Origin of the sequence: Microcoleus sp. D2_18a_D3 (assembly GCF_036702455.1) — a bacterium.
In the GTDB taxonomy this organism is placed as follows: Bacteria; Cyanobacteriota; Cyanobacteriia; order Cyanobacteriales; family Microcoleaceae; genus Microcoleus.
Genome location: NZ_JAUBTK010000195.1, coordinates 1 through 2,246, shown reverse-complemented (window position 1 = coordinate 2,246; position 2,246 = coordinate 1). Strand labels below are relative to the sequence as shown.

2 protein-coding genes are annotated in these 2,246 nt (G+C 43.2%); one reads left to right on the top strand and one right to left on the bottom strand.

The window, feature by feature from the left end; genetic code table 11:
- Positions 1-87 precede the first annotated feature (87 nt).
- Complete coding sequence (locus QUB06_RS34390) at positions 88-480, top strand: DUF423 domain-containing protein (protein ID WP_333439294.1); 393 nt, start codon at positions 88-90, stop codon at positions 478-480.
- A 95-nt stretch (positions 481-575) separates the two neighbouring features.
- Here QUB06_RS34390 and QUB06_RS34385 read toward each other — a convergent pair whose 3' ends face one another.
- Positions 576-1,670 (bottom strand): hypothetical protein, encoded by a 1,095-nt coding sequence (locus QUB06_RS34385; RefSeq protein WP_333439292.1) that lies wholly within the window; start codon positions 1,668-1,670, stop codon positions 576-578.
- Positions 1,671-2,246: the final 576 nt, after the last annotated feature.

The window sequence follows — 2,246 nt, the reverse complement described above, 5'->3', positions numbered from 1 at the left end:
CTTCTTCCTTCTTCCTTCTTCCTTCTTCCTTCTTCCTTCTTCCTTCTTCCTTCTTCCTTCTTCCTTCTTCCTTCTTCAATAAATATTATGTCAACGCTAATTTTAATCCGCATTTTCATAGCAGCCGCAGCCTTATTCGGAGGTTTATCCGTTGCAGGCGGTGCTTTCGCCTCTCACGCTTTGAAAAATCAATTGAGCGATCGAGCTTTAACCATTTTTGAGACCGGCGCCCGATATCAAATGTACCATGCCCTGGCTCTATTACTCGTCGCTTTACTCTTGAGCCGCGCCCAAGAGTCTCAAATCTTTTTTGCAGTGGCTGGATGGGCTTTTATTGCCGGCACAATCATCTTTTCAGGCAGTTTGTACGCCCTGAGTTTGAGCGACATTAAATGGCTGGGTGCAATTACGCCACTGGGGGGAGTTGCTTTTATTGTTGGTTGGGGATGTTTGGCAGTGGCAGCTTTTAGTTTTAAATAGAGATTGGCAATTCCCAATGCCAAATCCCTCGGCGATAGTTCCGCTTTTTGACCCCATGCCCTATGCCCTATGCCCTTTGCCCTTTGCCCAATTCCCTAATTATCAAAAACATCCCTGGAAAACAGCTCTGTCAAAGTACGCAAGTAAGGTACAAATACCGTTAAATCTTCAGCAGGAAGCCGCTCGCATATTTCCCAAAACAAAATCAGTAGCATATCCTGCACTAACTCCCAACTTACATGAAGTTTGGGGTACAACATCACGCAAATTGGAAACAATTCTTGCTGTACCGGGTGAATGCTACCTTCCAAAACGCACCAGCACAAATAGCTTTGAAAAATCTCGACATCCCGGATACCAGAAATTTTTACCTCCCGATCGCTCAAATAGCCACTGCTGCTGCGGTATCCTTGATGCTGGGCACTAGCTCGATCGTACACTGCACTAGCAATCTGAGTCGTGTGCTGCAACAAATGCTGAACGGCTAATAGAGCTCTTGAATTCGGGGGCTGATTCGCCGCAGCCTCGTTAATCTCTCCGTAGGGAATGTGCAGATAGTCGTCTACAACTTTTAAGTAGGGCGCAAATTCAGCTCGCTCTGACTCCGAAAGACATCCTAACAAGATTTTGCTAGTATATTGAAACTGCATTGTCACAAATCCCAGCACTAACGGATCTGTATCTGAGTATTTTCGCCTCACTTTGATAATATCTTTTCCCACCAGCACTGACAAGCGGAAAACAGGTTCTCTATCCGCATAAGCGTCTATTGCTTTCCGATATAAGGTGCGAGAATCTGCCGCAATTTCTAAAGAATTAATTAAACTTGGATCGATCGCGTGCCGCTCTATTTGTTTCCCTAAAAGAGCTTCTACTCTACTCCAAGCTATCTCGCTGGCTAATTTCAGGGTATCTGTCAATTTGTCAACTATTGGGGCCCTATTTCCCTCAAAATTAGTTAAATCGAGGCTTGGGAGAATTTGGCGTGGCCCTTGGTTCTCTCGTGTCGCAACTGTACTGTAATATTTTTTTGCCCAGCTAACTGCGAAGGAAGAAACGCTGACACCTTTAGCTTTTGGGAGTTGGTCAGTGTCGGGTCCGGTAATACCTTGGGACGCCTGACTTGGGCCGTGTTGAAGTTGGTCGGCTGCTGGTAAAGATTTTGAAGATATTTGTGAAATACCCGTCATGATAAACCTCGTTTTTTTATTAAGTCGCACCCGATCGATTCCCCTAAGTTTTAACGTTGTCAACTACCATTTTCTGCATTTGTAAGCTGACAGTCATCAGCCATTACGCTTAAAGCTATAAGCAATTTGGCTCGACTGCCTGCATCTTTTATAAGTTGCACGTTAATAACGTTATTTATTGTGCGAGCGATCACCATCACCCTGTGATCGCGATCCTAATTTATTTTTTTGACCTATAAAGAGGACGAGAAATAAATTTAATTTCTCTTAAAATCTGATAATTAAAGTCCAATCTGCCTCAAACAAACTGCTGCTTGAAATACTTTATCTTTGTTTTGGAGCGCTTTGGTCGATCGCCCTAATTTCTTAAAGAAGCTAGGCTACAGCACGATCGAGCGCTGACTTTGGTTAATTTATTTCCGTCGCTGAATTAGAAATGTATTGTGAGTCTGGCGATTGTTAGGAAACCCTAACAAATTTAACGATCGGCTTTTCTAAATAAAATAGGACTTACGCATTGACAAAAAACATTATCTATGTATTCTAGACTCTAACATCATTGCTAAGGTTCGCCAA

Bases quoted from the DNA above. Each gene is read 5' to 3' on its own strand.
- QUB06_RS34385 (WP_333439292.1), bottom strand. From the start codon at position 1,670: ATGACGGGTATTTCACAAATATCTTCAAAATCTTTACCAGCAGCCGAC.
- QUB06_RS34390 (WP_333439294.1), top strand. From the start codon at position 88: ATGTCAACGCTAATTTTAATCCGCATTTTCATAGCAGCCGCAGCCTTA.